This is a genomic window from Paenibacillus sp. PastF-3, from assembly GCF_029893135.1.
Lineage (GTDB): Bacteria > Bacillota > Bacilli > Paenibacillales > Paenibacillaceae > Paenibacillus_AQ > Paenibacillus_AQ nitricinens.
Window position 1 is genome coordinate 104,308 of the sequence record NZ_JARXWM010000017.1, and the last position, 25,114, is coordinate 129,421.

41 protein-coding genes and 1 pseudogene are annotated in these 25,114 nt (G+C 40.7%); 4 read left to right on the forward strand and 38 right to left on the reverse strand.

The features are described from left to right. Positions 1 to 54 precede the first annotated feature (54 nt). The 27 genes from M2444_RS26355 to M2444_RS26480 form a co-directional block, all read right to left on the reverse strand. Positions 55 to 309 (reverse strand): hypothetical protein, encoded by a 255-nt coding sequence (locus tag M2444_RS26355; RefSeq protein WP_280788435.1) that lies wholly within the window; start codon positions 307 to 309, stop codon positions 55 to 57. 68 nt (positions 310 to 377) lie between these two features. Then, entirely contained in the window at positions 378 to 740 is a 363-nt protein-coding gene (locus M2444_RS26360; protein WP_280788436.1) for a hypothetical protein, read from the reverse strand. 76 nt (positions 741 to 816) lie between these two features. Then, positions 817 to 2,238 (reverse strand): terminase large subunit domain-containing protein, encoded by a 1,422-nt coding sequence (locus M2444_RS26365; protein WP_280788437.1) that lies wholly within the window; start codon positions 2,236 to 2,238, stop codon positions 817 to 819. After that, positions 2,222 to 2,962, reverse strand: coding sequence for a phage terminase small subunit (gene terS / locus M2444_RS26370; RefSeq protein ID WP_280788438.1), 741 nt, complete (start codon positions 2,960 to 2,962; stop codon positions 2,222 to 2,224). The genes M2444_RS26365 and terS overlap by 17 nt, the downstream gene beginning before the upstream one ends. A gap of 260 nt (positions 2,963 to 3,222) precedes the next feature. After that, a complete protein-coding gene (locus M2444_RS26375; protein WP_280788439.1) occupies positions 3,223 to 3,774 on the reverse strand; it encodes a tyrosine-type recombinase/integrase in 552 nt (183 codons plus the stop codon). 143 nt (positions 3,775 to 3,917) lie between these two features. After that, the gene (locus tag M2444_RS26380; protein WP_280788440.1) at positions 3,918 to 4,613 is read right to left on the reverse strand and encodes a DUF4352 domain-containing protein; all 696 of its coding nucleotides are present in this window, start codon (positions 4,611 to 4,613) and stop codon (positions 3,918 to 3,920) included. A gap of 617 nt (positions 4,614 to 5,230) precedes the next feature. Then, entirely contained in the window at positions 5,231 to 5,887 is a 657-nt protein-coding gene (locus M2444_RS26385) for a hypothetical protein (RefSeq protein ID WP_280788441.1), read from the reverse strand. A gap of 26 nt (positions 5,888 to 5,913) precedes the next feature. Beyond that, positions 5,914 to 6,066 (reverse strand): hypothetical protein, encoded by a 153-nt coding sequence (locus M2444_RS26390; RefSeq protein ID WP_280788442.1) that lies wholly within the window; start codon positions 6,064 to 6,066, stop codon positions 5,914 to 5,916. A 128-nt stretch (positions 6,067 to 6,194) separates the two neighbouring features. Beyond that, on the reverse strand, positions 6,195 to 6,521 hold the full coding sequence (locus M2444_RS26395) for a hypothetical protein (RefSeq protein ID WP_280788443.1): 327 nt from the start codon (positions 6,519 to 6,521) through the stop codon (positions 6,195 to 6,197). A 458-nt stretch (positions 6,522 to 6,979) separates the two neighbouring features. Further along, positions 6,980 to 7,348, reverse strand: a complete 369-nt coding sequence (locus M2444_RS26400; RefSeq protein WP_042124850.1) for a YopX family protein — start codon at positions 7,346 to 7,348, stop codon at positions 6,980 to 6,982. A gap of 162 nt (positions 7,349 to 7,510) precedes the next feature. After that, complete coding sequence (locus M2444_RS26405; RefSeq protein ID WP_280788444.1) at positions 7,511 to 7,837, reverse strand: hypothetical protein; 327 nt, start codon at positions 7,835 to 7,837, stop codon at positions 7,511 to 7,513. Next, positions 7,834 to 8,013, reverse strand: a complete 180-nt coding sequence (locus tag M2444_RS26410) for a hypothetical protein (protein WP_042124847.1) — start codon at positions 8,011 to 8,013, stop codon at positions 7,834 to 7,836. Before M2444_RS26410 ends, M2444_RS26405 begins: the two co-directional genes overlap by 4 nt. Beyond that, entirely contained in the window at positions 8,010 to 8,225 is a 216-nt protein-coding gene (locus M2444_RS26415) for a hypothetical protein (RefSeq protein ID WP_280788445.1), read from the reverse strand. The genes M2444_RS26410 and M2444_RS26415 overlap by 4 nt, the downstream gene beginning before the upstream one ends. Continuing rightward, positions 8,222 to 8,371: a hypothetical protein gene (locus M2444_RS26420; protein ID WP_280788446.1), complete on the reverse strand. Its 150-nt coding sequence runs from the start codon at positions 8,369 to 8,371 to the stop codon at positions 8,222 to 8,224. Before M2444_RS26420 ends, M2444_RS26415 begins: the two co-directional genes overlap by 4 nt. Next, positions 8,361 to 8,687, reverse strand: a complete 327-nt coding sequence (locus tag M2444_RS26425; protein WP_280788447.1) for a hypothetical protein — start codon at positions 8,685 to 8,687, stop codon at positions 8,361 to 8,363. Before M2444_RS26425 ends, M2444_RS26420 begins: the two co-directional genes overlap by 11 nt. Next, a complete protein-coding gene (locus tag M2444_RS26430) occupies positions 8,677 to 8,976 on the reverse strand; it encodes a hypothetical protein (protein ID WP_280788448.1) in 300 nt (99 codons plus the stop codon). Before M2444_RS26430 ends, M2444_RS26425 begins: the two co-directional genes overlap by 11 nt. A gap of 13 nt (positions 8,977 to 8,989) precedes the next feature. Then, on the reverse strand, positions 8,990 to 9,298 hold the full coding sequence (locus tag M2444_RS26435) for a hypothetical protein (RefSeq protein WP_280788449.1): 309 nt from the start codon (positions 9,296 to 9,298) through the stop codon (positions 8,990 to 8,992). Positions 9,299 to 9,355: 57 nt separating this feature from the next. Further along, positions 9,356 to 9,466 carry a DUF1660 family phage protein gene (locus tag M2444_RS33660; RefSeq protein WP_481857540.1) on the reverse strand — a complete coding sequence of 37 codons (111 nt, stop codon included), beginning with the start codon at positions 9,464 to 9,466 and terminating at the stop codon, positions 9,356 to 9,358. Positions 9,467 to 9,507: 41 nt separating this feature from the next. Further along, positions 9,508 to 9,741 carry a hypothetical protein gene (locus M2444_RS26440; RefSeq protein WP_280788450.1) on the reverse strand — a complete coding sequence of 78 codons (234 nt, stop codon included), beginning with the start codon at positions 9,739 to 9,741 and terminating at the stop codon, positions 9,508 to 9,510. A 5-nt stretch (positions 9,742 to 9,746) separates the two neighbouring features. After that, a complete protein-coding gene (locus M2444_RS26445) occupies positions 9,747 to 9,935 on the reverse strand; it encodes a hypothetical protein (RefSeq protein ID WP_280788451.1) in 189 nt (62 codons plus the stop codon). A gap of 80 nt (positions 9,936 to 10,015) precedes the next feature. Beyond that, positions 10,016 to 11,008 (reverse strand): DNA cytosine methyltransferase, encoded by a 993-nt coding sequence (locus tag M2444_RS26450; RefSeq protein ID WP_280788452.1) that lies wholly within the window; start codon positions 11,006 to 11,008, stop codon positions 10,016 to 10,018. Beyond that, the gene (locus M2444_RS26455; protein ID WP_280788453.1) at positions 10,989 to 11,258 is read right to left on the reverse strand and encodes a hypothetical protein; all 270 of its coding nucleotides are present in this window, start codon (positions 11,256 to 11,258) and stop codon (positions 10,989 to 10,991) included. Before M2444_RS26455 ends, M2444_RS26450 begins: the two co-directional genes overlap by 20 nt. Positions 11,259 to 11,260: 2 nt before the next feature. Further along, a complete protein-coding gene (locus M2444_RS26460) occupies positions 11,261 to 11,992 on the reverse strand; it encodes a dUTP diphosphatase (protein ID WP_280788454.1) in 732 nt (243 codons plus the stop codon). Between the two features lie 37 nt (positions 11,993 to 12,029). Further along, positions 12,030 to 12,296 carry a hypothetical protein gene (locus tag M2444_RS26465; RefSeq protein ID WP_280788455.1) on the reverse strand — a complete coding sequence of 89 codons (267 nt, stop codon included), beginning with the start codon at positions 12,294 to 12,296 and terminating at the stop codon, positions 12,030 to 12,032. Between the two features lie 30 nt (positions 12,297 to 12,326). Beyond that, entirely contained in the window at positions 12,327 to 12,608 is a 282-nt protein-coding gene (locus M2444_RS26470) for a hypothetical protein (protein WP_280788456.1), read from the reverse strand. Between the two features lie 11 nt (positions 12,609 to 12,619). Further along, a complete protein-coding gene (locus M2444_RS26475; RefSeq protein WP_280788457.1) occupies positions 12,620 to 13,294 on the reverse strand; it encodes an HNH endonuclease in 675 nt (224 codons plus the stop codon). A 63-nt stretch (positions 13,295 to 13,357) separates the two neighbouring features. Beyond that, positions 13,358 to 13,528, reverse strand: coding sequence for a hypothetical protein (locus tag M2444_RS26480; RefSeq protein WP_280788458.1), 171 nt, complete (start codon positions 13,526 to 13,528; stop codon positions 13,358 to 13,360). A gap of 202 nt (positions 13,529 to 13,730) precedes the next feature. Between M2444_RS26480 and M2444_RS26485 the strand changes: the two genes are divergently transcribed. Further along, positions 13,731 to 13,937 (forward strand): helix-turn-helix domain-containing protein, encoded by a 207-nt coding sequence (locus M2444_RS26485; protein WP_280788459.1) that lies wholly within the window; start codon positions 13,731 to 13,733, stop codon positions 13,935 to 13,937. 5 nt (positions 13,938 to 13,942) lie between these two features. On the opposite strand, the gene M2444_RS26490 is transcribed toward M2444_RS26485, so the two are convergent. From M2444_RS26490 to M2444_RS26535, 10 genes are all read right to left on the reverse strand, one after another. Beyond that, positions 13,943 to 14,143, reverse strand: a complete 201-nt coding sequence (locus M2444_RS26490) for a hypothetical protein (RefSeq protein WP_280788460.1) — start codon at positions 14,141 to 14,143, stop codon at positions 13,943 to 13,945. Beyond that, the gene (locus M2444_RS26495; protein ID WP_280788461.1) at positions 14,140 to 14,325 is read right to left on the reverse strand and encodes a hypothetical protein; all 186 of its coding nucleotides are present in this window, start codon (positions 14,323 to 14,325) and stop codon (positions 14,140 to 14,142) included. Before M2444_RS26495 ends, M2444_RS26490 begins: the two co-directional genes overlap by 4 nt. A gap of 3 nt (positions 14,326 to 14,328) precedes the next feature. Continuing rightward, positions 14,329 to 15,435, reverse strand: a complete 1,107-nt coding sequence (dnaN, locus tag M2444_RS26500; protein WP_280788462.1) for a DNA polymerase III subunit beta — start codon at positions 15,433 to 15,435, stop codon at positions 14,329 to 14,331. A 2-nt stretch (positions 15,436 to 15,437) separates the two neighbouring features. Next, positions 15,438 to 16,391, reverse strand: coding sequence for an ATP-binding protein (locus M2444_RS26505; protein ID WP_280788474.1), 954 nt, complete (start codon positions 16,389 to 16,391; stop codon positions 15,438 to 15,440). Between the two features lie 9 nt (positions 16,392 to 16,400). Then, positions 16,401 to 17,366 (reverse strand): phage replisome organizer N-terminal domain-containing protein, encoded by a 966-nt coding sequence (locus M2444_RS26510; protein ID WP_280788463.1) that lies wholly within the window; start codon positions 17,364 to 17,366, stop codon positions 16,401 to 16,403. Between the two features lie 90 nt (positions 17,367 to 17,456). Then, positions 17,457 to 17,678 (reverse strand): hypothetical protein, encoded by a 222-nt coding sequence (locus M2444_RS26515; protein ID WP_280788464.1) that lies wholly within the window; start codon positions 17,676 to 17,678, stop codon positions 17,457 to 17,459. Next, positions 17,675 to 18,088 (reverse strand): ORF6C domain-containing protein, encoded by a 414-nt coding sequence (locus M2444_RS26520; RefSeq protein WP_280788465.1) that lies wholly within the window; start codon positions 18,086 to 18,088, stop codon positions 17,675 to 17,677. The genes M2444_RS26515 and M2444_RS26520 overlap by 4 nt, the downstream gene beginning before the upstream one ends. Continuing rightward, on the reverse strand, positions 18,088 to 19,206 hold the full coding sequence (locus M2444_RS26525) for a ParB N-terminal domain-containing protein (protein WP_280788466.1): 1,119 nt from the start codon (positions 19,204 to 19,206) through the stop codon (positions 18,088 to 18,090). The genes M2444_RS26520 and M2444_RS26525 overlap by 1 nt, the downstream gene beginning before the upstream one ends. 137 nt (positions 19,207 to 19,343) lie before the next feature. Then, the gene (locus M2444_RS26530; RefSeq protein WP_280788467.1) at positions 19,344 to 19,466 is read right to left on the reverse strand and encodes a hypothetical protein; all 123 of its coding nucleotides are present in this window, start codon (positions 19,464 to 19,466) and stop codon (positions 19,344 to 19,346) included. A 49-nt stretch (positions 19,467 to 19,515) separates the two neighbouring features. Continuing rightward, positions 19,516 to 19,779, reverse strand: a complete 264-nt coding sequence (locus M2444_RS26535) for a helix-turn-helix transcriptional regulator (protein WP_094870497.1) — start codon at positions 19,777 to 19,779, stop codon at positions 19,516 to 19,518. A 153-nt stretch (positions 19,780 to 19,932) separates the two neighbouring features. Between M2444_RS26535 and M2444_RS26540 the strand changes: the two genes are divergently transcribed. From M2444_RS26540 to M2444_RS26550, 3 genes and pseudogenes are all read left to right on the forward strand, one after another. After that, positions 19,933 to 20,571, forward strand: a complete 639-nt coding sequence (locus tag M2444_RS26540; RefSeq protein WP_280788468.1) for a LexA family protein — start codon at positions 19,933 to 19,935, stop codon at positions 20,569 to 20,571. A 12-nt stretch (positions 20,572 to 20,583) separates the two neighbouring features. After that, positions 20,584 to 22,008: a recombinase family protein gene (locus M2444_RS26545; protein ID WP_280788469.1), complete on the forward strand. Its 1,425-nt coding sequence runs from the start codon at positions 20,584 to 20,586 to the stop codon at positions 22,006 to 22,008. A 25-nt stretch (positions 22,009 to 22,033) separates the two neighbouring features. Next, a pseudogene (locus M2444_RS26550) lies at positions 22,034 to 23,257 on the forward strand (SpoVR family protein); the annotation flags it as partial. 70 nt (positions 23,258 to 23,327) lie between these two features. Here the strand turns inward: M2444_RS26550 and M2444_RS26555 are convergent. After that, the coding region (locus M2444_RS26555) for a hypothetical protein (protein ID WP_280788470.1) at positions 23,328 to 25,114 on the reverse strand (1,787 nt) is incomplete at its 5' end.

Below are 25,114 nucleotides of genomic sequence, written 5' to 3' on the forward strand. Positions count from 1 at the left end.
TCTATGAATTAAGAATACCATTGGTTTTATTCGGTGTTACTACGGGATTTGCGTTTAACCAAATGAGAAGTTTGGTTCTTTTTTCTTGAAAAAGATGTATAGATTGCCCTCTAGAATCCCTTCTTCTTTTAACTCTTGGAGTGAAAAGATATGTTTCATATACTTTCCGGTAAACTGAAACTCTTGTGAAGATATCTTAACATCAACTTCAGGCTTTCCAGAAGTTAATACGGTAATGATGTCAGCATAATCTTCTCTCTTCTCTTGATAAAAACAATCTCCGTCTTCTTCGCAATAATTAATCCACATTAAGAATCACCTCTTATTAAATTTAGATTAAGTTCATTTTATCGTAACATCCGAACTATTACGTAGATCTATATACTATAGTTGTACCATTTACTTTCACCGTAATCATAAAATGATATACTTGTTCCATTAACATCACCATTAAAGTGGCATCGTTCTCCGTAATCATACCCTTCGAACTTTTTACCTTTTATATTCAATTCAATATGGTGTTTGTAACCATAGTGATATAGATTGTAATTAGTGTTAGATGAACTTCCAGAAATAGATGCCCTTATTTCGTAGTCGTATACATCTACACTACCATTTTCCACTTTACCATCAATACTTACATGCTTTGAACGGTTATAATCATAAACAGAACTAGATTTTTTCCCAGTGATTAGTCTCGCTGCTATATATGCAACGGCCGATCTCGTATTTTGATTCATAAAAGATCCCTCCTTTCCCTCATTTATACATGAATATACTATATTTGAGAGTTGAAGGATATGATATTTTAAGTGATTAAGTGGAAATAGATCCAAAAGAATATCCGTTGTCACATTCACGATCGTTATAAATCGCATAACGCTTTGAATCCTGAGTATGGTTGTTCTTATCCTCAGGTTCCTCAGTATGTTGACCCGCCTTCTCTTTCCATTTGTAGTTTTCAGTTTCTTTTATTTCATTCTTGCACTCGCGGTTAACATATATGTTTGGTCTTCCTGTACCACACTTGACCTTATAGAGTGTGGATACCTCGCGGATACCTGGTCCTATTGTGTTGTTAGCCTCTCTAACAGGAAGATCATAATTCCGATATGTGCTGATGTATTCCGGTTCTGATGGGTCAGCCCATATTTCATCGAAACTGTATCTGTCATGCATTTCCTTATACCGCTTAACAAGACAATCTTCTAATACACCGTCATTTCCTACTACAAGTACATTGACATGTTGAGCATAAGCCTCCTCAACAATGTAATAGTCCTCGCCTATGCAGCCTATAGCAAGCAAAACAGCTGGATCATTCCATCCGTGGTCCATTCCTCCGATAAATCTACTAAAGGTTATATCTTTTGTGCTCCCATCTGGATAAGTCACTTCGTAAAGATGAATGCTTTGATCAAGACAACGCATATCAACTACGTGGGTTGTACGTTTGAATTCATCATATACTTGTCCGTGGAATACGTTGAACTTCGCTCTGATTTCTCGATCTACATATCGTTCGGGGTAAGTCTCAATCATCCGCTGAATGTTTCGTTGCAGCTCGGGTATAGGATTATCGAGTGAAGTCCAATAGAAATTACGCCATTCTGGATCATTCAGATACTGTTCCTCTTCTAACCCTGCATCGATAAATTGACCTCTTAAAACAATATCCTCAGCAAACCAGTTGATTCCTTCTGGAGTTGTAGTCCATACGCTCCAACCGCCCTTGTCAGCTAATGCATAGGATAGATAACCTGTCCAAGTTTCAGCCTTCATCTTACTAGCCTCATCTAGCCACACTCCGTCTAACCCCTTACCAACTAGTGATTTAGGATTGTCAGCTGACTTAAACTGAATAAGGACCCATCCCTTTAACCAGACTCGGTTCTTGGATAGGTCCCATGATTCAATCATTTCTTCGGGAAGAACATCTGATAGTTCTTCTTGTTGGATTTCAGACATTGCGTAGGTCGGAGATACACACCAATATTCCAGCTTAGGCTTGGGCTTCTTCATTTTTTTGAGGTTCTTTGGTGGCTTATAAGGCATGCCTTTGCCACGCTCAATATCATCAAGAATGTTATCGAAGAATTTCCGCGCTCCTACGTTGGTCTTACCTCCGCGCCGTCCGCAGTTTAATACATTGTTGCGAACTTGACTTTCCATAACCTCTATTTGCTTGGCGTGAGGAGCCCAGCCATCAAAGGGGTCTAGATCAAGGGCGAGTGACATTGGACCACCTCTTTACATTGATCTCAGTTGGCTTGTCGTTTTCCCCGTTTTTCAACTCTTCAATCTGCATCTTGGTTTTCTCGACATCTGCTTGCATCTGTTCAAGCTTCAGACGCCGTTCATCGTTCTCAGGAGCAATTGCAAGAAACTGTTTGATTGCTCCGCGTATTTCACGCATGATAACTGCCTCGGCCTTCATTGCTGCGGCATGCTTATCCCAAGCGAATTGAATCTCCCATTCAGTTTCTTCAACATCCATCTTGTCAGAAGTAGCCAACTTAGATTTTTTAAGCTCTTTTGTCTTATCGTCTTTATCCTGAACAAAGAAGATGCGTTGAGCCCATACGATCTTTTGGAATCCTTTCGTTATGTTGTACCAAATCATGTCGATAGGTTCCATCTGCTGAGCCATCTCCAAGATTTCGAGATATTCGGGGTCTTGCGGTTCAAACTTCCTAAACATTCCGTGTGTAACAGCCTTGTCATTGCCGGGGGGGCCACCCTTACCGCCTTTATTTCCTTTGGCATTCTGATTACCCTTCTTAGCTCCTCGCGGTCTTCCTGTTTCCGGTATATCAGCCCACTTATCTACGCTTTTCCACTTGCGAACCATCGAAGGATTGAGTCCGAGTTCAGCTGCAATTTCACTCAGTTTTTTCTCTCTTCCACTTTTCAACCATATTTTCAACGCTTTCTCACGATTCGGACTTTTCTCTCTTGTCACCTTTATTCACCTCGGCTCTACTACGTATTTGAGTTGGAATTCACATCAAAGGTCTAAATTGGTCAAACGTTGCTAATGAAAATAAGCCTCAGATTTTTCTCAGGCTTCAGAAATAGTTATATTTTACTAATAATTGGTATTTGAATTCACTACAGTATATATTGTATGTCATTCGTAAAGTGCGGATTTCCCTTGATGTGATTTGTTTTGTTCTTTATTCCCCAAATTGAATTCATCATCGCCCTATTATAGTGAATTCATTAGAGCTCAAAGTCCTCTAAAGCATCGTCTAAAGTGTCTTGGAGTAGTCCGACATACCTCAAAGTTATCTTTTCTTCTGAGTGGTTAAAGTGATCCATTAGTAACGCTATGTCTTTCGTTTCGAGGTATAATCTATATCCGAATGTCTTTCTCATTGAGTGGGTACCGATCTCTTCAAGATCAAGCTCTTTAGCAGCGCCTCTAATAATTTTGTAAGCCATGTTTGGTGAAATCGGGTATGCCTTACCTCTTTTACGCTTCCTACTGGGGAACAAATATTCGAAATCCGCTTTGTCTTTGATGTAGGCATCAAGTGCCTTCCGAAGTGATTTGCGGATAAGCACGCTCTTTACCTTCTTGGTCTTTTTTTCAGTTATTGTAATATGCGTCCCCTTTACATCCCGGACTGTCAGGGGAAGAATGTCCGAAATACGAAATCCTGTGTTAATTCCTACAAAAAACATAATGAAGTCACGGATGTTCTTGAAATATAAGTACTTTTTCATAGCATCTAGTTTTTTGGGATCTCGTATTGGTTGTACAAATTTCATTTCATCACCTCCATTTTAGAGTTAAGGAAAGTTTTCCTGGGCAATAAGAAAAAGCGCCTCATAGGGCGCTCCTGGGTGAAGATAAATTTGTTATATGTACATCGTATCACTTGATTATTGCGACAATAGTGCGTAAATATGATTCACGGTATATACTTTATAGTTTTCGAAAGGGAGACATCAATAGATTGCGTGCCATCCATTTCCGGAAACTCAATAGGAAACTGAATATATTGACCGTCATATTCATACGAAAGAGTATATTTATGGGATCTGTTTGCATCAAATCCTATCCATCCAGTCGCACTTTGACCAGGTAATAGACTTATTAAATCCAAATTCTTTTCTCTTTCTCCATCAATCACTCTTGAGTAGTCATGTTCTAACGACGTTTCACCATGTTCATCAGATAATGTAAAGTCTCTTGAATTAACACCCCACTTCCTATCAGATCCAGTATGTTCTATATTAACCTTAAACAGTATTGTAATCTGGTCATTCTCTCCTGAAAATTGAAACTCCGCATAAGCTTCTAATACTGTCACTTCCGCTTTGTAATTTAATGTATCTAAATCCCCTCCATTTATATTAGTACCATCTCCCGAATTAGTACTTTGTACCTGAGTTAACAATGTGTTATTTCCCTCAATATTTTTTACCTCTTTACTTCCGAATTCCGATTCGTTTTTCTGTGAGCTTAGTGTTTCATTTGATTTAGCCTTCTGTATATTATTAAGGAAATTCTGATGATCACGATAATCTTTATACTCTCTATAACCAAGCATAACTGCCGCTATTCCAACCACTGATAACATGCGATACACTGCTTCCCTCTTCAAAAAAAGCCACACTCCCTATATTTGGAATGTACAAATTATATAATATTTATGAAATTATTAGAAGTTATTGAATATGTAGTTATGTTAATTTCACCTTCATTCTTCATATAAAAATCATAAAAACAGTCGAAAATGCTTGGTCTAACACTCATATCAGGAGTGTCCCCTTAGCACGTGCCTCTGTAGAAGGCCATCGACTGTTTTTATTATGCGCCCATGCATACTGAGCGCTAGCTTATGTTGTTAGGCGGTAATTTATATCACGCGGCTACCGCTAATCCGCCATGCCCCGGCTTGGGCAACAATGTGCACCTTTAACGCTTCGGGGTATTCCCCTCTGTGCACTGTCTCCAATTAGTAGTTCGACCCGGTTATTTATTTACGTATCCGGTTCACGTTCTCGATCCATATCTTTAGCCGCTGAGATCACGGTTGCCCAGGAGGTGTTCGGGTATGAGCTGCGGTGTGATGTCCCGTCACAGATTGCCGCAACCAGATATGGAGTAGTACGGAAGCTCTCGCCTCGGTATCTTTATTATATTTGGGGCTTGTTGCTGATACGCTACGGAATTCTAACCTTATAATGTTGATAGGTAAAAAAATACCGCTCAAGGTATCTACCCTTCGCGGATGTTTAGCTGTCTCAATCCTATTTCACCTTCTTTGTTTCGTCCTCTTCCATAATCGATAGTAACGTAATCCAATGTTCCATTGAATAGCAGCGTATTTGCAAGGGATGCAATAACCTTGCGTCGTTTTTCCGCAAATGTAGTAGCTTCGATGCCGTATGCAACAGTTTTATAACCCTTCCGCATGTACTCGACAGCATCCTTGTATCGATATTTTCTTTCTCCTATAAAGAGTAGTTGTACAATCTTATGTTCATGTGGATCGATGATGTTATTAGCTGCGTGCGCTACAGCTTCTGTAACTCGTTTATATAGTAGATAGTTATTATGACGTGTTTCTTTGGCTATGAGCACATTGGCTGGCAAATTTGATATCGAATCACTTGAGCCAAGTCTCTTGACTGCACCTTCAACTCCAGCCATATCAAAATCGTTTAGCCCATTCTCCTGCGGCTGTTTAAGTACAAATTCATAACTATCCACTAATCCCTTTATTGTCCGGTAACTGTTCAGCAACCAAATGGTTTTTCGAATATCTTCATGATCTGCATTTTCGAAAAACTGCACCTGATACACTTGGGAAATCAATTCAACATCATTCTTAGGATTAAAGTCGCTCTCTATTACTGGTAATACTTCAATCATGGATAATTCTCCTCTCTACAGCTGTCTTATATATTTACTGTCAGTATAGAGTGGATTTCATACGGTGTTACTACGGATAATTGATCTTCTGTTATGCCGTAAGCCTCCATGCCTCGGCGCTGGAATTCTACAAAGTCTTCATCGAACAAGTTGAAATCACTAATATCATCGTTTGGCATTCTTATTCACTTCCTTATGTTGATAAGATGGCTGAATAGTATAAATGCGACCGTCCATTGCAATTACTGTTGGAATGCCTTTCTTGTTCTTAATGGTCATTATCTGCGCTTGATATATGTCTCCTGATTTAGTTTCCATTGGCACTCACTTGGAGATCACCCGATTTGATTTTATCTACCAAAACATCGTAAATGTTATACTCGTTCATACCATCATTTCCAATACGGAAATATTCAGAATCCGGGCTATTTAACCACTCTATAAACTTCGCTACATCGATTGTTCCTTGCTGTACTGGTGTGGGTTCAAACATACCGGACTGCAATGAGTCGTTTAGTTCTGCCCATACCTCTGCACGAATCCTTGAATCATCCGTTCCTGCATGACGTTCCATTTGCCAATTATCTAGTATGTGTTGCATGAGTTTGTCTGCTGAGATTAATCGTTCACTCATATTGTTTTGCCCCTCTCTCGATTAATGTTTTCTAAACTCTGATCCCTTGTGCTTTCCACATTTGATGCAAATATGATAGATTCGATCTCCACTGAGATTTTGAAACTTTGATTGTTTCGTATGTGGCTGATAGTCATGTCTGCAAAATAGTTGCTTGATCCAGTTCATTTGTCTTGTTCCTCTCTTTATGGGGAGCAGAAGTTATGTAAACCTTACCCCGGCCCCCACTTCGTTGGGTCTATTCGGTCGCGTCTCGATGGCCTTCGGCCTGATGATTGCATTTGATGCATTTGAAGCTATACTGCGGTAGGACCTCATCGGTCCAAGCAACTGCAGGCTGACCACAGGCGCACCAGAACCGGGTTAAATCGTCCCTCAACTGTACGTGACCGCCCTCACATTGCATTAGCACCACTTCGCCGTGTCCTTGATTTGGAATACCCATCCTCTTCTCCCCCTTATACCTCTATTAGTTCTGGATTATCTATCGCGTTACCAACTACCACGGTTTGGCTCAACTGTCCGTCTGATTCAAGTCTGTGGTATTGGCTAGGATTCCGGGTGAATACCAAGTAAGCGCAATGTTCCTGTACCCATTCAACTTCTCCAATTCCGTTTTCGTCTTCTACCAGATCGTGGCTGTAAACCTCTCGTCCATTCTTGTCAGTAAGCCCGATGAATTGCCCGACCGTTTTCGGATCAACCTGCCATTTGTGCCAGCTTTTATGGTCGATGATGTGCGTATCACCCTCGCTGCTTATTACTAAGCTGCCATACATCCACTCGCCGTTTTTGCGTCTACCGCGAAATTTATTCTCTCTGCCCATCGTGTATCGTCTCCTTTGATTGGGGTCTCAGCCCCCTTATAAGTTAAGTACAGCCAATAATGCTGCTTTACATATGGCTTCAGGCGCAGCATTTGCATAGGCGACATTTTGATTTTTGCCTACGATAACTCGATATTTTAATTCTGAGTGAGAGAATCCAGTTTAGTTAAATGTGACCTGATGCGTCTTGTGTTTTCCTAGCACTTCCCATGCTGCGGATATGTCTGTTGACCAGTCCTTGTCTCCATATACAGCGTGTTTCATTGGATCAAGGTCTGAATATTGGATCACTGAGTAACGGTCCATTTGTGACTTCCAATTTTGTGAGCGTTTATAAGGCTCACTTTCTCCGGGCTTTTGAAAAGCGACTATAAGATAATCACCGCGCTGTTCCGCCCAAGGTATCCAATTAAAAACGTGCTCCTGTATCCACCGATCTAATTTTCTGCCTGATGACTGGTTCAGTATCTCTTCCCTTGTGAGTGTCATTGCGGCTTCACCTTCCCGTAATTGTCATAAGAAACTGATATGCGCCAGATATTCATATCCCAACCTAACGGTACTCTCCGAACCTGAAACATTCTGAAATCCCCTTTCTCCCATCCACTACCGAATACGAATGATAGATACTTTGGCTTTAATGGTGTGCCCCAGCTGAGTGTCATTGGTTATCTCCTTCCTCAACTAAAAATTCGTTTACAATTCCATCGTGTATCTTTGTCCAACTCAAATCATCCCGATTTGTACCCGCATAAAGAGTCACAAACTCTTTTCCTTTCTTTGCGCGAAGGACAACGAAATTACCAGCAGGGAAACCAATCGTCCAGCCTTTTTTCTTAAGCCACGATTCAAATTTAGGCAGATCGTTTCTTGTCATTGCTGTTCGCCATCCTTGTAGGTAATGACCACCTTGTCGCCTTGTATTTCTACACTCACCAACTCGGAATCTGTATCGATCCCATTTTCATCTAAAAATAATGGGACCGGGATAATCACTTGCTGCTTTGTAAAGTTAAATTTCATGAATTTCCTCCTTGGCTTCCAAATCCGGTCTGCACTCTGAACACCATTCATATCCTTCAACGGGAGTGTTTCTTCCACAACGAGCACAAGACTCTTCGTTAAGCCAGTCTGTTCCCTCCTTGGGTGCTGGGGTGATATCAAAGAGATTCCGTCCTGTTGGTTTGAATAGTCTATTTAGCGATGCTTCATAATCTGCTGATTCTTCAGGTGTAAAGTCTCTCATTCTAACGAGTAGCAACTGGTCAACTTTTACTTTCGGATTTGTTCTGAAGTAGAATTGTGGATGATACCCCTTGAAGAATGGTTTACGCTCCATGTCCATCCTCCTTGGTGGGTGTGGGTGCTGGGGTATCTGGGTAAAGGGTGGACATAGCCTCTTGAAGAATTCCGTACATCATCGGAGCTGCGGTATCTCCACTCTGCCATAGGTGATATTCGTTCATTGCCATTTCTATCGTTTCTTTAAGCATCTTGGCTTCTTGGAGCCAGTAGGATGCAATATGTGAACCTAACGCACCCATCATCCGAGATTGAATGTTGGAATCCTCTTTCAGTTGTTCTTCCTGACACATCTCCATATCCTTTTGCCAGTCCCTTTGTGTCATTGGGCTTCCTCCCCTAAAGTTCTTTTGCCAGGACGCACGGGAAATCCGTTCTCTGCGTCAACAGCTCTTGATATGTGTCGAAAAGTTGTTCATTTAACCCATCGCAACGATCGCATCCATCCTCGCAGCAAGGAACCGTTTGTGTTTCAATTTCTTTCGTTGTTAATCGCTTTATGCTAACGGTTATTTCCGTTTCTTCACCTTCCACTAGGTCAGCTACAATCATGTTGTCCAGACTATCCGTTTCCTCCAAATACTGCCCGAAAGCTGCGTCAGCGTCTTTTGCAGCAATCCAGTACTCGTTAACCTTGTATACGTTCATCTCTTATATCCTCCTTGTGGGAGAGGAGGGCTATTAACCCTCTCTGTCCCTGTATCTTTAATCCATTCCCCAAACCTTGTTTTTGCCGCAGCGTAGGCAATAGCTATGCCAGTGACCGCGTTTATTAACGATTTTGTGTCCTAGTAATTTGCAGATGATCTTACGCATAGGTTCATACCTCTTTCTGTGCTATATCTTCGTACTGTGAACTAAGCTTCATCCTCATTCAGCACTTCCGTAGTGTTAAGCACACCTCTTGCATGCTCATATATATTGTCCTGCGACCCACAAACAGGACAAGCCTGCAATGATGAATCAGTATCTGCATCAACTACAAAAAACACATGTGGCTGCTTGTGATCATTAAAAAAGGTATCGTCCAGGCAATCCGATGATTCACACACATAAATAATTCCTTTTCTTTCTGCCTTAAAATAACTCACTTTAATCATCCTCTCTCTTCTGCTCTCCAAGTTCTCATCATTTCAAAAGCTTCATTTCTTCCCTCGCTATTTCCTCGATTCCATGCAGAATCTAAAATCATAACGATATACTCATACTCACCATCATTGAGCTTATCCCCAAATTGCGCCCTGATAATCTCCATACGCTTTGCTATCCAGTCTTCCATTTTCACAATAACCACTCCTTCGCTATATGTGTCTTCTCTTCCTTTGGGAGAGGAGGGATACTCCTACTCCCTTAATGATCTGCGCATTAGTAGATTAGCTGTAACTGTCCAGTAGAATCGGCTATTAAATCAGTTCCGTAATCCTCGTTGATAATTACTTTAAATATCGCTTCAAGTACTTGGACCACGATGCTATTACCAGCAAGAGCATAAAGCGTTGCATTGCGTAGTCCAGGCTTCATTGGAAACTCTTTAAGCATCAAATAAAAGTCCTCATCATCAAAGCCCATTAAACGCCAGCATTCAAGTTCTGTTAAATAGCGGTATTGAGCTTCACCCACTTTAACAACGCCTGCATTTGGGCAACGATCTTGACGTTCCGTGATTGTTGCACAGTAACTATCAATAGTTTCAATAAAGCGATGCTTTTTCTTAGCTGCATCAATCTGCTCTGGTGTAGCTAAGTCCTTCAAGCGACTAATCATCGAAGGAATATTAATCATGTAGCGTTCGTCTGTTATCTTGTCCTCTAAAAATTCATTAATGTGGCGCAATGGTTGTTTTTCTAATCTTGTGAAATCGAAAGCTACATTTCCAAAGATCGAAATACAGAAAACACGTTCTCTCGCTTGCGGTATTCCAAAATCCATTGCATTTAACACTTCGAACGAATTGGTATACCCCAATTTCGCCATCGTTTGCAAATACCCATTGAATATCGGTACCACGCTACGATCTAGCACGCCTTTCACATTTTCCCAAATGACTACTTTAGGCTTCCAGATTAATGCGGCTTTGTCGTCCAGGTTGTCGCCAAGCAGGTCTATAGCTTTGTCTTTTTCCTTTTCTGCCTCTTCTAGTGCAGCCGATAACCGTTCTACCTCAGTCCATGCAGCATCATATCCGATAGTAAGCAGGTTGAATGTGTTCATCATGTCATCAGAAATGAGTTCGTCGTTATCGTGATCTATGTTCTCCTCACGCCACAATTCCCCAATACGTTCATCCAATTCAGTAATAGCTTCTTCTGGCAGCCTAGCAACAGTTACTGAAACTCGTTTAGTCGTCATCCGTGTCATCCTCCTCGTTATATAGATTATCTGGGTGTTGGCGGCTGTGGCGTATATCCTCAAACATGCAAAGGATTGTTGCGTGCTCGGATAGCATGCCGGCGCGCCCAGAGTATTTAAGCCGGTTCAGTTCGTTTCCTCCACCGCGCCGCGGCTTCGTACCATGCTTCTCAATCCTACGGAGCTTCCGGCGCAGATACTGCCGCCGCTTATCCATACCTTGCAGGAGCAACTCAAGTGTTTCTTCAGCCGATCTCATTCCTAATATCCGTTGGATTGACGATCATGGTTTACTTTGTTCTTGGCTGTATAGGCTTCTGCAATCTGCTCGAAGGTAAATCCAAGGCGCTGTTCACCGAGCGAGTAAAAGCAAGCCAGTGCTCCCCTGAAGAAGTGTCGTTGCTCATCTTTGAATCTTTCGTATCCTCCTACCAAAAATTCGCCCCCGATGATCATTCCGACATTGTGCAAAATCTCCGTAAATAGAACAACCGTCTTCAATTCCGCTACATCGTCCGGGATGTATAGGTCATCCGCAGGAAGGTTAAGCTGCCGCGCGATGCTCAGGAAGAAGTGTAGACAGTCTACGTACTCTTCGAGTAGTTTTTGTGGTTGTTTTTTCGGGAAGTGCGGATAATCTTTAAACTCTCCAATGTGTTCATCATGAGCTGCAGCATATTCCACTCGTGTTGATTCCCAGCAATGTTCACACATGTCAGCGCCAGCATCAGCCATAAACGGAGTTGGTCGCGTATAGCTAACTTCTTCTCCGCAATAACTACATTTTTCAAGTGGGAACATCTTCGGTTTCTGTCGGTTGCTCCAGTGCTTGAAGCCACGCCATTCGTTAGCCAATTCCGCAATCTCCACCTGTAGAGCCAGGACTGTGTTAGGCAGCAGGTCTTGACCTTCCAATCCTTTTTCCTTGATGATCCTTGCATCTAGCGCCTTTTGCATTTCATACATTTGATCGAGTGGTAATGTGGATTCCATCCTTTATCTCTCCTTATGGGCTATACCCGATTTTGTTTTAAACTCCCAACTCCCGCATTTCTGCATCCTCTGTAGCATCTAACGTGATTGATGGCATGCCATCCCATAACTCTCGAATCTCATTAGCCTTAGCAATTACTGCTGCTTTTTGCTTTGGTGTTAATACGATATCCATAGCCTCTTGATAATGGTTTTCGGCTTTGGTATAAGCTCGGGTATGCAGTACGTTCATGTACTTCCAAAACTTATTGGTACTCAAGGATTTGATTCGCTGGAAGTGTCTGCGCTGTTCTGTTTCGGTCATTAAACTAATCACCTCACGTTGTTATATGAATCAAGATGTCCGTCGCTTCGCTTTTCTCGACTTAGACTTCCATTCCTTTTCACGTTTCTCGGCTATTTGATCAATCATGTCAGTGACGTGTATTCGAATATATTCACGGCAGTAATCCGAGCTCACACAACAAGTTGTTGCCTCACTGGAGATACAAGCAATAAGATAATCTACCTCTTCTAGCTTCCTGAAAAGTTGTAGCTCGTGTGATTCGAATATCGGTGCCATTTCTCTTTTATTGGTCAGATTCTGCCGATAAGCAGCGTCTCGAACCTTAGCCATTCTACACACTCCTAATCTTCAAAGCGTTCTCCATAACTATATACAGGCACTGGTTCTACAGGTCTTCCTAACGCATCTGCCATCATGCTTGCGAATACTGCCATATCACTATCTTCAAAGGACTGTAGTAGACGCAATTCATTTGATTTGAGATTTCTTCCAGCGGCAGCAGTTAGTAGATCAACAACCGGCTTGATTTGATTTTGTCGTTCTTGCTTCTCACGCTCTTTCTGCTGCTGGATATTCTGTTTGTGGTTGAATTCTTCCCAATCCTTTTCGTCAAACCAGAATCGATCCCCGTATTTGTCTCGAAAAACAGATATCCAGTATTGTAAAGCCTCTTCGTTAGTTTGAACGGCGTCGTGGCAAGGCCAACACAATCTTAATCCGTTAGTCTTAACGCCGCGCCCCTTCCGACCTCTTGGCATTACGTGATGAGTAGTATCGGAATTAGCACTATTACATATAGGACAAATTCCACTTGATTCGGCGATGATTTCAGCAAGTACATCGTCGTTAAACTCACCACGATCTTTTGAGCTTTTGCCTTTTTGGTGATGAGCAAGGATACCTTTCTTCCATTCTGGAACTTCCTTCTTAGCTTTTGTCTTTTGCTGATGTAAACTACTGTAGGATTTCTTTTCTTTAACTTGCTTTTCAGGTTTCCAAAATGTCTGATGTGCCATTGCTCATTCTCACCTCCTATGACTCGATTTTAGTTCTTGGCTAATGCGGTAACGCTGCGTATTTTATGTGATTCGTTCTAGATAACCAGCTTGTTCAAGTGTTCTATAATGCTGTTCTCGCTCAGCTGCTGTGAAATGTATTGGTAATACTGTGTGAGCAGCATAGAATGCTATTGCCTCTCTGATTTCTTGTGGTTGTTCATCTAATTTCGATAGATCGAGATTCTTATTCATTAATGATGGCTCCTTTCATCGCTGAGGAAAATTTTCCTTACTATTCTTCAAAATGAAACGATGTCCAATCTTCACATTTATATACGTTATCGCATTTCGTATATTTACTATGTAACTAAATAATATACGATATCGCATAACGAGTCAATAGATCTTGCTAAAAAATATTCGTTATCGTATAATCAATTTACGAGGTGATAATATGGTTATAGTTAAACCCAATCTAACTCCATTATTAAAAGATATGGGACTTACTCAAATGGATTTATCTGATAAATCCGGTGTACCACAAGGAACGATTAGTCGGTTTGATAAAAATTCTCGACATGAAGCAAATCATTTATTTTCTATCGCTAAAGCTTTAGGTGTTACTATTGAAGAATTATTTATAGTGGAGCAAGAGGAATAACTCCTCTATGCTCCTTTTTCATGTTTTATTACCTTAGTTAGCTTCATATCTGGTGGCATTATGGGCTGTCCGTGATGATCCCAATATGTGTCTGATGGTAATTCTCGATATTTTTGAAGCTCATCTTTATCAAGGAAATACCTTTTATATACGCCATACTCTCCATCTATCGTTTCTACAACTCCAGGATTAAGTTTTTCACTCATGATGTTAAATCCCCCAAAGTTATCAGTTGATGATCTACGATATCTAGTTTTAGTTGATTAGGATCATTTTCAATAGTTTTCAATTGTTCAATTTTCCAAAGTAACCCCGATAACAAACTCTTCTCATGTTCGTCAAGATACTTTTCAATGTCTTCAATTTCTATAATCACTTGTTCTAACATGTCTTACACCTCCGTAGTTCGATATGGGAGTACAATCCTATAATTGCGTTCATCGTCAGTTCCCCTGAAAATAATTGGCGACATTTTCCCAGTGTAAGCAATCGTTAACTCTTTCGAAGTTATTGACTTCACAGCTTCCAAAACATACTTGCAATTAAATGAGAGATTAAACCCTTCACCACTGAAATCTATAAAATCAATAGACTGACTCGTCTTGCCCACGCCTTCAACGGATGCTCTAAGTTCAATGTTTTCGCCGACAACCATTCTTACTATTTTCGACTTCTCCTCATCCGCAATGATCCACACACTTTCCAGAGCCTCTAAAAATTGTTGTCGATCAACTTTAGTTTTAGACAGCCATGTTGTCGGTACAATTCGACTAGTATCAGGATAAACCCCTTCAAGTACCCGTGAGCAAAATATGAAACTAGAAGTCTGAATGATAAGTTTTGAATCTAGCAACTTAATTTTCAGCTTTTCTGTAGGTGCAATTATCTTCATGAGTTCCTTCATTGTTGCGGCTTCAATGATAGTCTGTATATCCTGCATATTCTCAACTGTCCGAGCCGAAGATGAAAACCTATGTCGATCAGTGCTTATTACATGAACTGTGTTTTCACTAAATTTAACAAGCAATCCCATCAGGATCGGCGTCTTCTCTTCTTTAGAAGCAGCAAAGGCAGTTTCCTCTACTAAATCATTCAGCGTTTTCCCGTCAAACTCCACTGATGGTCCTTCTGCGTCTTCAATAAATGCTGGATACTCATCCGAATTCATACTTGGCAAATCATAAGCTCTTTTTCCGTTGGAAATTTTAGTTTCAAGCCCCTTTGACTCAATATCTATAACTCCTTTCATAATTTTTACTATTTCAGTGATTCGTTTCCCCGAAACAGTAATTGAGCCAGGCTCTATTAATTGATAGTCATCATCGCTTATCTTAGTTCGCAATATTCGTGTATCATCACCACCTGTTAAGTAGAGACCTTCTGAAGTGGCTTGGATTAGTATTTCTCCCAGTATTGGGATTAGTGTTTTGGATGAAATAAACTTACTAGCCTGTTCCAAAGGCTTGATTAAGACATGTTTATCAATTGAAATTTTCATGACTAACCTCCTGTGTTATGAGAAGTATCTCTACGTCGATTTCGTCCACCTACATGCAACACCTTAACAAATGGTTCAATCCTGTCCATGATGCGCGTAGCCTTTAGCTCACGCTGTTTAAGATCAATCGGACCTTTCGAGTCTCTTACATTTAAAAAGTGATTGTATAATTCCTTCATACTAAGATTTGAAGTGTAGATTGTGCTCTTTGTCTCCATTCGATTTTGCAATATAGGCCCCATTATTTCATCCCTTGTCCATGATGATAACGTCTCAGCACCTATATCATCCAAGATCAAAACATCCACCGATTTTAAAGCGTCTACTTTAGCTTGTACATCGTTTGTCGCGATAGAGTCCTTAACCTCTCCAAGATAATCTGGAACGTACACCATGAGTACATCAACACCCATTCCAGCTAATTCATTTGCAATCGCACCAGCCACCCTACTTTTACCCACACCCAAGGAACCGTGTAAGTATAGACCTTTGTAGGTGATTCCTTTTTCAAATCCTAAACAGAAGTTAATGCACTCTGCGATTGCAACTCTTCGACTTTGGTCTCTCTCAAGATCCTCGAATGTCGATTCAACAATATGAGCCGGGATATTATGGCTCTTAATTCTGCTTTGATTAGCGATACGCTTCTCATTTGCTAACAGTTTGGAACATTTCCGAAGCCTGAATACTAATGACTTCTGTTTCTCACTCGCTTCTTCATGACTGCTATGTCCAGGGAATTCATTCAGACATCCGTTCAGCCCTGGGCAAGACTGGCAATGATCAAAACAAGATATGTGATTTCCTAGGCTGCTTATGTCCCTATTCAAGTCCACAAATTCAGGATATTGGTTTTTCAACCTCAGGAATTCAGGATGTTTGGCTAAATGATCCACCAACGCGGCCTTTCTTTCCAAAAATCTATCCGGTAGAAGCCTCTTAATCTCTTCCCCCATACCTTTCAATCAGGCACCTCCACGTTTAGACCTCATCAGTTCCAGCATTTCTTGCACCTCTTCCTCGGAAGGGATGTTTTCTTGCGATAAGGTGATCTTGTCTTCGTTTTCGTCTGAGATCGCCGCGCCCTCGTTCTCCTTACTAGTTTCAGCAGCGTGCAGATCATAGATCATTCCACTGCAATAGCTAAGGCTCTTTATTTCTTGCTTACTATGTTTAGGTTTGAATCGATCAAATGACTTGTTGATTCCTTCAAGCACAATTTGGATCGGCACCTTGTTAGCAAGAAGATCGTCAATAACCACTTCATCCTTCATTGTTATCTCTAGGCCTTTACCCCTTCGAGAAAGGTAAAGGCTTGAAATCTGTTTGCGATAATCCAATTCTTCATCTGTCCGGTGGGAGACGGCATCCCCGGCAAGATCGGCATCTTGTTCTGTTTGAATTGGCTTTGATTCATCAGGACCCTTAAAGCAGCAGTTATCTTTATCTTTATCTAGTTCTAAATCTACTTCTATATCTGTTGCGTTACATTCCGTTACTGTAACGTTACTGAAACGTTTCTCAGTCTCAGGTAAAAGCAATCCTTTTTTGCTCTCCCTGTGTTTCTTGACTCTAGCATTAGTCTGTATCCTTACCTTGTCCATTCCGTCAACATTCTGATGCTTTTCCCAGTTGGTTAAGAAGAAAGCGCCGTCCTCAGAAAGCTCAAACATTCCGAATCTCTGAAATGTAGCCAGAGCCATTCTGATTGTTGACAAGGGACGATTCATAATTGACATGAGCATGTCCTCTGTATAAGGAATGGTCTCAGTCAACATGATGTAGCCCCCCATATTGGATCTGCCAGCCAGAGCCAGCAGCTTTACCCATATGACTATGATCGTATCTGCTTCTGGCATCGTTTCGATGAGCTTGATTTTCTCATCATCAAACATATTGACACTTAATTTGATCCATTTTATTTCAGCCATTTCCACACAAACTCCCTTTCTAGGACTTAGTGGCTGCGATTATGATTGACTATCAAAGATCGCTTGTGATAAATTAAAATCATAATATTTTCAAATGTGTTTAATCTGACCGCGTCCCCAAAACGCGGTCATTTTTATGTTCATTTTCCGCAAAGATACTTGTTTTATCTTCAAAAATAGTTCAAGATCCTCGATTTCCTTGTCTAACCAATCTTTTGCAGCATCCAGGATTACAGGGCTTGTCCTAATTCGGCGTAAGGCAGTAAGTCTCCGCCAAGCTTCAAGTCGTTGTCTTGATCGTTCACGAGTCATATATAATCCTCCGGTTGAAAGTTTCTAACGAACTCAATTGCATCATCAAAATCAATCCGTCGTAAGTGACTGTACTTCGCAACACTGAAGTTCTCCTTTAACTTGCTCCATATCATTCTACGGTAGCGCCCAACCATTTCTTTGAACTTCATATCAGAGTCTTTAAAACGATGCTTGGTAAGCTCATTCGATTTTACCCTTACCGCTTGTTGCATCTGATCGCACTCAGCATCTATAAGCGTGACGCTGTCGCGAACCTCTTGTACCATCATTTTCATTTCTTCTTTGTCTTCTGCCATTTCAGTTTTAATCGCTACCATTCCATCAAACAACATTCGCACTGCTGCTCCCTGCTGTTCTGACAACTGCAATTGTTGACCTACAACTGCGAGAATTTCTTGGGTTTCCATTATTGAACCACCTTTCTCCCATTAACTGCTGGACGCATTTGATCAATGAAGGTTTGAAGCATGTCCAAACTTTCGTTAAAACGTTTCTTTTCACTAGTTGAAGCCGATGCTACTGCCCCTAAATTGAGTGTTGAAACCGCAGCCTTTTGAAGAAACTGCTTCACATGAATACTTAATTTAATCGTGTTTGAATCTGCTTCATAACGTAGCTTCTTCATTTGAGCTTGACGTTGTTGTTCATCAAAGTCATCAGGCTGCTGGAGTTTTAATGTTTCTAACTCCTCTTTAACTCGCTTATATCCTTCGTCAAGATCCCTAACCTTTTGAGTTTCAGCTTCAATATCTTTTTTCCACTTCGCATCACGCGCTTTAAGAGTCGCCTGAGCTTCCTTATCTTTCTGGGCGATAAATACCTCATTCTCTTCTTGCTGACGCTCTATGGCTGCGTTGACAGCCTCTTCGAGTTGATCAGCAGGAATAGAGTCTTTATATTGCCTCCGAAGGTTTTCTTTCTCCTTTTCAGCGGCTTCAGCCCGAGCGTTTGCTTCTACAGCAGCTATTTCTGCTGCTTCCATTCGTTCTTTTGTTTGGGTAAAGGCTTTATGTGTACTTATAAGTCCAGCATCAAGTTCTTGAATGATTTCCGGTGTGGCATATTCAGCAACGAACTTCGCCTTATCGTAGTTACGGCCACTGCCAAATCCAGCTTGTTCAGCAACTATATCCCTGACCTGTCCCTTATCGCTCTCAGGTAAACTTTCCTTATCTGGTGAAGACATTCGCTCCTTAGCCTTGATTCGTTCAAGTTCCTCAATCTTCTTGCCATAAGCAATTCGTTCAGAAAAAGTGAAATCTCTTCGATGTTCGTTTTCACTGATTTCAAGTTGTAGGTGATGTGCGCGATCTCTCACCTCCATAACGTTAACTTCGACCTTCTCCATACCCATATGCTGGTGAGCTCTCAAGCGCCGTTCTCCAGCAATTAACTGATAATCCGATGTTACGACAATGGGATTGATCAGACCGTTCTCCGTGATGTCCTGTGCTAATTCCTCTATTCCGATGAATTCTTGCCGGATACGTTCCGTAACTTTGATTTTGCTGATATCAATGAGCAATGTTTTTCTCCTTTCAAAGAGGTGACTTATATTTCTTCGGTCTTTTTTTATGAAAACTATGATTTTGTAATAATCCATCCAATATTTTTTCAAATCTTTTTCTCTTTTCTTAGGGGCTTGTCCACTCATGGAGGCTCTTACGAGCCAACCTCAACCTCTTCGCTGACAATAGGTATCAACTTAGCCGCTCTTTCCAACGCTTTAGCACATAAGTCATAGATAAATTCTTGTACATCAGGTGGAAATTGTTCGATATGCATTGTCACCCCTCCCTGTATATGTGTATGAAGAATGTGATTTAGGACAACCCTAATTTTTATCTAAAACAGCTTGTCTTTGTAGAATTTCGCTAAAAGCGGACTCAGGGCCAAAAAAAATGAAATCTTGCTTCGTATAATAAATACGCTCGATTTCCCATACTTTTTTTTGTGAAATTTTGGTTGAGTCCTCTTCCCATATTCGCAATGTAGCATCGCTAATTCCCAGCATTTTAGCAGCATCTTTCTGAGAAAGACCTAACCTAACTCTTAACGATCTTAATGTATTTTTGAGGTATGCAGGGGTCGCATTCATATGTAATCACCTCCTTGTGACTATATTATTACGCTTTTAGCGAAATGTAAATACTTTTTTTCGTTTTAAGCGGAATTATTTTCGTCAATTCCGTTGTATTTTTCGTTTAAAGCGATATAATAATAAGTAAATATATTCAAAGGAGTGCGGACAGTGGAAGAGAAAAATCTACAAGAAATATTCTCAACAAATCTGCTTTTACTTAGGAAAAGCAAAAATATGACTCAAGGTGATCTCGCTGATATATTGGGCGTTGGGATTTCCACTGTATCCGATTGGGAAAAGGCTAAAAAGTATCCAAGAGCCGGCATTATTGAAAAAATCTCAGAATATTTTGATATATCAAAGAGTCGATTATTTGAAGAAGCTAAGAGCTTATCGGACCTTTATGAAGATAAGGCAGAATTGTTATCTTTGCCAGTAGTTGGTCGTGTATCATGTGGTAACGGAACAATAGCTTATGAAAATATCGATGGGTATGAAGAAACTCCTCGCTCCTGGACTAATGGGGGTGAATACTTTTACCTTAGAGCCTCTGGCGACAGCATGATTAACGCTCGTATATTTGATGGTGATCTCCTCTTAATACGCAAACAAGAAAACATCGAAGATGGGGAGATTGCTGCCGTACTCATTGATGATGAAGTGTATCTTAAAAAAATATATAAAAATGACGGACTACTTATATTGCAATCTGAAAATCCGACATATCCTCAAATTACAAAATCTGCTTCAGACCATCAAGATATAAGAATAATCGGAAAACTAAAAAGAATAATCATTAAACTTTAAGAGGTGAGGATATTGACTGTTGCGATATACATAAGAGTATCAACAGACGAACAGGCAGAGCAGGGATATTCCATTGATTTCCAAAAAGAAAAACTAATTCATTATTGTAAATCTCAAGGCTGGGATGACTATAAGTTATACATAGACGATGGGTATACAGGTACAAATATGGATCGTCCAGCTTTGAAGCGAATGCTTCGCAATATAGAGGACAAGAAGGTTACAGCTGTATTAGTTTACAAACTAGATCGTCTAAGTCGAAAACAAAGAGATATATTAGAACTTATTGAAGATAAGTTTGAGAGCTTCGGTGCTTCATTTACATCTTCTGTTGAGAAAATCGACACATCTACAGCTTTCGGTAAGGCGATGCTTGGTGTTTTAGCGGTATTTGCACAGTTAGATCGAGATATGATCATCGAAAGAACAACTGCTGGTAGGAGACAACGGGTCAGCACAGGTAAATGGTATGGAGGAAGGGTCCCATTTGGGTACAATTGGAATAAAGAACTGCAATTACTTGAAGTCATCCCTGAAGAAGCAAGGGTAATTCAAGAAATATATAATCTTTATCTCAATGGACATTCCAGACTATCAATTGCAGAGTGGGCAGCTCCCAGAGCTCCCAGTAGGACGATTGATCATGCTGTCGTTCGTGAGATATTATGCAGACAGATATACACCGGAAATATTGGATATGTAGGTAACATCTATGATGGAACTCATGATGCTATAATTACTCAAGATATTTGGGATGCCGTACAAATAGAAATTGAGAAAAGAAAAGAAGGTATGACACCGATCGGTGAATACCTGTTGACCGGATTATTAAAATGCGGTGTTTGTGGCGTTAATATTGTTCATGTAAGAAGAAAATCGAAACATGCAGATAAAGAATATATTTATGAACTTTACGCATGTAAAGATCAACATGTACGCCCGAAAGAAAGAACCAAAAAAGAAGGTTGTAAAATGGGTTACATTCGGCGAGATGTAGTTGAAAAATCGGTGATAGATCAGATTAAAGCAATTGCGATTAATCCAAATCGACTACTAGAAAAGTCAAAAAAGAAAAAGAGTGAAATAATTAGTTTCAATGAGCAATATTCTCTTCTAACAGAACAACTAAAAAAGGTTAACACGAATCTTGAAAATTTATATGATGCAATACAAAACGGAGATATTAAAGCTTCGGCTGTAAGTAACAGAATTAAAAGCCTCGAAGAACAACGCGACATCTTGGAAGAGGATATAGACGATCTTATCGATGTTAACCCCAAAAAAACAGATGAAAAGAAAACCTTGATAATGTTCCAACAAATTGGGCATGCCTGGGATCACTTCACCGAAGACGAGAAAAAAATAGCTATCCGCAAACTAATAAAATCTATTTCATTGGTAAAAGGACAGCCTCCCCAAATTGAATGGCTTATTTAAACCCATTTTTTCATTTTATTTATGTTTCAATAAGACGTTTCACAAAATGAAATCCCAATACGATTTCGGGCTGAGTAAAATATACGAGCTCGTTATTAACTCCAACCCTTGTTATGCCTTCCTGCTTGATGGGAACTCGCTGATTCAGAACAAACTGATCGTAGCTCACGTGCTGGCACACTGCGATTTTTTCAAAAATAACATGCGATTCTCTATGTCCAACCGGGATATGGTCGAGAGCATGTCAGCTACAGCGGACCGAATCGCCGGTTATTCAGTGACCTACGGCACCGATGCTGTGGAGAAGTTCATTGATTCGGTGCTGGCCATTCAAGAGCATATAGATCCCAGCCTCATTCAGCCGCGCAAGCTGGGTAAGACCCATCTGCTGGAAGCCAAAATGAAGGAACTCAAGGATGCCCCTCTGGGTGGCTCCAAACCAGCCAATCCGTACGACGAGTTATGGAATCTAGACAAGAGCAATTCTGGACCACAGGAAGCATCATCCGGAAATCGTGCGTTCCCACCTGAGCCGGAAAAAGATATCGTCTGGTTTATCCAGCAATATTCCACCGTCTTGGAGGATTGGCAGCGAGACATTATGACCATGCTCCACGATGAAATGCTCTACTTCTGGCCACAAATGGAGACGAAGATCATGAACGAAGGCTGGGCTTCGTACTGGCATCAGCGTATCGTCCGTGAACTGGATCTAACGGTTGAGGAAACCGTAGAATACGCTAAACTAAATTCCTCCGTCGTGCAGCCTTCACGGCAAAGCCTGAATCCATACTATCTTGGTCTAAAAATCTTCGAAGACATCGAACGCCGCTGGGACCGTGAGAAAATATTTGAGGTTCGCGAGTTGGAGTCCGATACTTCTTTTATCCGCAGCTATCTGTCCAAGGAACTGGTGAACGACCTCGATCTTTATGTTTTTGAGAAAAAAGGCCCGGAATGGAAAATCACCGACAAAGCATGGGAAAATGTACGGGATCAACTGGTGCTCGCTCGAGTCAACGGCGGCTCTCCTTACTTAGTTATAGAGGATGCCGACTTCGAGAAGAATGGCGAGCTATTTATAACCCACCGCTACGAAAGCATCGAGCTGGATCTGAAGTATTTGGAGCGCACGCTCCCGCATATCTATTCGTTATGGGGTCGGACCGTTCATCTACAGACCGTTGTGGAGGACAAAAAGGCTAGGTTTTCGTATGATGGCAAGAAGGTGCAGCGGAAGTTTATTTAGGGGTTAGCTTTACGAAGGCCCACAGAGCATCAGCGCTCTGTGGGCCTTCTTCATTTTAGTTGTTATGTTATTACCACTCTGGTAAGGGCACTATTATAACGACTGGACCCGGGTTAGACTTCCCATCAATAACCGTGAAATTAGTTCCGATAAAGGTGGATATTTTGTTCGTTAGATTTAAATGGGACATTACTCTATAGTTACCATCAGGTAAATAAAAATCAAATTTGCCATCAATCATTGAAACAGTTAACTGAAAAGTAGATCCCGACTCCGTACTAATCACAAAAAATAATCCGTCTGCTAAGTTCGATCCATCTGAATAGGTTAAAGTACCTGTAATATTTTTTTGAGGTAATGCTATATGGATTGAAACCGGACTAGTCTGCTCCTTCCCTATTGTAATAGGAAAGCTTAGCGGTGTTTGATTTTGATTCAAATCAGTAAATGTATTAACTTCATATGACCCCTCCGGTAAGTAAAGGTTAAATTCTCCATTTTTTACTTGGAAGAAGTTTTTAGTAGCAGGCTTCTCGGAACCAGTGCTAACAAGGCCGAGCCATCCATTTACCTGTGATCCCTCCTCAGAACTAATTGTCCCCGTATACTTCTTTGGCACTATAATATTTAGTAGATTCGGTTCAGGTTGGTCATTTGCTATTATAAAAGAATAATTTAGTCGTATTTGCTCTATGCCGCTAGATAAATTAATTAATTGATAGGCACCTTCAGGCAAAAACAAGGTAAATATTCCTTGGTAAATAGCTGCAGTGAAAAAGGACTGGGAACCATCTACATTAGTCTTATATACGGTTATAGATCCATTTGTTATAACACTTCCATCCGCATTTTGAACACTACCAACATATGCTTTAGGTATCGTAATTGCCAACGGACTTGGGATCGTCTTACCGTTAATCACCGTGAACCTATAATCTATTGAAATTCTATTAGCGATATTATTGACGAAAAAATTATCTGCCTGGTAGTTACCGTCAGACAAATACAGGCTATACTCGCCCTCTAGAACCTGTGCGAAATAACCTGGAACCTCTGGACTATCTGTTCTATGCACCATAAGTGTTCCTGAAGGTACTACTGATCCATCTACCCTAGCGATAGTCCCAGTAGTCTTAGGAGGAATTATTATAGCAAGTTGACTTGGGTCAATCTGACCATTAACAATCTTGAGTTTATAATTTAGTGAGATTTGCTCTTTGGTTTCATTATTAATCTGATTAACTAGATATGTTCCATCCGGTAAGTACAAAGTAAATCCACCTTCTACTATTTGTGCATTGAAAATAGCAGATACATTGGGCTCTATCCTTGAAATAGTTAACGAACCGTTTCTTACTGAAGTACCATCATGAAACTTAACACTACCTTGATGTCCTTCTGGGATTACAATATCAAGCGAACTAGGGTCAGGCTGTCCATTAGATACTTTGAAAATATAATATAACGAAATCTGCTCCGATGAGTTTAAATCAGAAACCTCTGTAATTAGATAATCTCCATCATGTAAATTAATATTAAATTTCCCGTCAATCACCATTGTTCCGTAACCAATACTCATATCATTTTCAACCTTTTTCAAAGAAAGAATGCCCTCTTTAAATAATTTCTGACCATCTGCACGTGTAACTGTTCCAAATACATTATTCACTGGTCCCGGCGTGCTTGTTGGTGCTGGTGGTGTCACTTCAGGCGTAAATGTCGGCATTGGAGTTGGTAATGGAGATACAATAGGCGTTGGCGCTGGTGTTGGTGTTGGTGTTGGTGTTGGTGTTGGTGTTGGTGTTGGTGTTGGTGTTGGTGTTGGTGTTGGTGTTGGTGTTGGTGTTGGTGTTGGTG

What these genes read in the sequence shown, in the direction of transcription:
- M2444_RS26355 (WP_280788435.1), bottom strand. Translation starts at nt 309, where the DNA reads ATGTGGATTAATTATTGCGAAGAAGACGGAGATTGTTTTTATCAAGAG.
- M2444_RS26360 (WP_280788436.1), bottom strand. Translation starts at nt 740, where the DNA reads ATGAATCAAAATACGAGATCGGCCGTTGCATATATAGCAGCGAGACTA.
- M2444_RS26365 (WP_280788437.1), bottom strand. Translation starts at nt 2,238, where the DNA reads ATGTCACTCGCCCTTGATCTAGACCCCTTTGATGGCTGGGCTCCTCAC.
- M2444_RS26375 (WP_280788439.1), bottom strand. Translation starts at nt 3,774, where the DNA reads ATGAAATTTGTACAACCAATACGAGATCCCAAAAAACTAGATGCTATG.
- M2444_RS26385 (WP_280788441.1), bottom strand. Translation starts at nt 5,887, where the DNA reads ATGATTGAAGTATTACCAGTAATAGAGAGCGACTTTAATCCTAAGAAT.
- M2444_RS26390 (WP_280788442.1), bottom strand. Translation starts at nt 6,066, where the DNA reads ATGCCAAACGATGATATTAGTGATTTCAACTTGTTCGATGAAGACTTT.
- M2444_RS26395 (WP_280788443.1), bottom strand. Translation starts at nt 6,521, where the DNA reads ATGAGTGAACGATTAATCTCAGCAGACAAACTCATGCAACACATACTA.
- M2444_RS26400 (WP_042124850.1), bottom strand. Translation starts at nt 7,348, where the DNA reads ATGGGCAGAGAGAATAAATTTCGCGGTAGACGCAAAAACGGCGAGTGG.
- M2444_RS26405 (WP_280788444.1), bottom strand. Translation starts at nt 7,837, where the DNA reads ATGACACTCACAAGGGAAGAGATACTGAACCAGTCATCAGGCAGAAAA.
- M2444_RS26410 (WP_042124847.1), bottom strand. Translation starts at nt 8,013, where the DNA reads ATGACACTCAGCTGGGGCACACCATTAAAGCCAAAGTATCTATCATTC.
- M2444_RS26415 (WP_280788445.1), bottom strand. Translation starts at nt 8,225, where the DNA reads ATGACAAGAAACGATCTGCCTAAATTTGAATCGTGGCTTAAGAAAAAA.
- M2444_RS26420 (WP_280788446.1), bottom strand. Translation starts at nt 8,371, where the DNA reads ATGAAATTTAACTTTACAAAGCAGCAAGTGATTATCCCGGTCCCATTA.
- M2444_RS26425 (WP_280788447.1), bottom strand. Translation starts at nt 8,687, where the DNA reads ATGGAGCGTAAACCATTCTTCAAGGGGTATCATCCACAATTCTACTTC.
- M2444_RS26430 (WP_280788448.1), bottom strand. Translation starts at nt 8,976, where the DNA reads ATGACACAAAGGGACTGGCAAAAGGATATGGAGATGTGTCAGGAAGAA.
- M2444_RS26435 (WP_280788449.1), bottom strand. Translation starts at nt 9,298, where the DNA reads ATGAACGTATACAAGGTTAACGAGTACTGGATTGCTGCAAAAGACGCT.
- M2444_RS33660 (WP_481857540.1), bottom strand. Translation starts at nt 9,466, where the DNA reads ATGCGTAAGATCATCTGCAAATTACTAGGACACAAAATCGTTAATAAA.
- M2444_RS26450 (WP_280788452.1), bottom strand. Translation starts at nt 11,008, where the DNA reads ATGACACGGATGACGACTAAACGAGTTTCAGTAACTGTTGCTAGGCTG.
- M2444_RS26455 (WP_280788453.1), bottom strand. Translation starts at nt 11,258, where the DNA reads ATGAGATCGGCTGAAGAAACACTTGAGTTGCTCCTGCAAGGTATGGAT.
- M2444_RS26460 (WP_280788454.1), bottom strand. Translation starts at nt 11,992, where the DNA reads ATGGAATCCACATTACCACTCGATCAAATGTATGAAATGCAAAAGGCG.
- M2444_RS26465 (WP_280788455.1), bottom strand. Translation starts at nt 12,296, where the DNA reads ATGACCGAAACAGAACAGCGCAGACACTTCCAGCGAATCAAATCCTTG.
- M2444_RS26470 (WP_280788456.1), bottom strand. Translation starts at nt 12,608, where the DNA reads ATGGCTAAGGTTCGAGACGCTGCTTATCGGCAGAATCTGACCAATAAA.
- M2444_RS26475 (WP_280788457.1), bottom strand. Translation starts at nt 13,294, where the DNA reads ATGGCACATCAGACATTTTGGAAACCTGAAAAGCAAGTTAAAGAAAAG.
- M2444_RS26480 (WP_280788458.1), bottom strand. Translation starts at nt 13,528, where the DNA reads ATGAATAAGAATCTCGATCTATCGAAATTAGATGAACAACCACAAGAA.
- M2444_RS26485 (WP_280788459.1), top strand. Translation starts at nt 13,731, where the DNA reads ATGGTTATAGTTAAACCCAATCTAACTCCATTATTAAAAGATATGGGA.
- M2444_RS26490 (WP_280788460.1), bottom strand. Translation starts at nt 14,143, where the DNA reads ATGAGTGAAAAACTTAATCCTGGAGTTGTAGAAACGATAGATGGAGAG.
- M2444_RS26495 (WP_280788461.1), bottom strand. Translation starts at nt 14,325, where the DNA reads ATGTTAGAACAAGTGATTATAGAAATTGAAGACATTGAAAAGTATCTT.
- dnaN (WP_280788462.1), bottom strand. Translation starts at nt 15,435, where the DNA reads ATGAAAATTTCAATTGATAAACATGTCTTAATCAAGCCTTTGGAACAG.
- M2444_RS26505 (WP_280788474.1), bottom strand. Translation starts at nt 16,391, where the DNA reads ATGGGGGAAGAGATTAAGAGGCTTCTACCGGATAGATTTTTGGAAAGA.
- M2444_RS26510 (WP_280788463.1), bottom strand. Translation starts at nt 17,366, where the DNA reads ATGGCTGAAATAAAATGGATCAAATTAAGTGTCAATATGTTTGATGAT.
- M2444_RS26515 (WP_280788464.1), bottom strand. Translation starts at nt 17,678, where the DNA reads ATGACTCGTGAACGATCAAGACAACGACTTGAAGCTTGGCGGAGACTT.
- M2444_RS26520 (WP_280788465.1), bottom strand. Translation starts at nt 18,088, where the DNA reads ATGGAAACCCAAGAAATTCTCGCAGTTGTAGGTCAACAATTGCAGTTG.
- M2444_RS26530 (WP_280788467.1), bottom strand. Translation starts at nt 19,466, where the DNA reads ATGCATATCGAACAATTTCCACCTGATGTACAAGAATTTATCTATGAC.
- M2444_RS26535 (WP_094870497.1), bottom strand. Translation starts at nt 19,779, where the DNA reads ATGAATGCGACCCCTGCATACCTCAAAAATACATTAAGATCGTTAAGA.